We start from the raw sequence: 243 nt of genomic DNA on the forward strand, positions 1-243 counted from the left end.
TCCTTGAGCAGCTCGAAATCCGGTGCCTTGAATTGCTGCCACTCGGTGCAGATGACCAGCGCATCGGCGCCTCCCAGGGTCGCCTCGGGGGTGCCCATCAGGCTCAGGCGTTCGTCGTGGCCATAGAGCCGCTGGGTTTCCTGCATGGCTTCGGGATCGTAGGCGCGCACCTGCGCGCCGTGGCGCCAGAGCGCTTCCATCAGTTCGCGGCTGGGCGCGTCGCGCATGTCGTCGGTGTTCGGC

General features: G+C 67.1%; 1 protein-coding gene. It reads right to left on the reverse strand.

All coding sequences use genetic code 11. The features are described from left to right. Positions 1-243, reverse strand: a 243-nt coding sequence (locus tag ACLJNW_RS27890; protein ID WP_410961837.1) for a UDP binding domain-containing protein, incomplete at both ends; no start/stop codon positions are given.

It is taken from the genome of Salmonella sp. SAL4457 (assembly GCF_046548235.1).
In the GTDB taxonomy this organism is placed as follows: domain Bacteria; phylum Pseudomonadota; class Gammaproteobacteria; order Enterobacterales; family Enterobacteriaceae; genus Salmonella; species Salmonella enterica.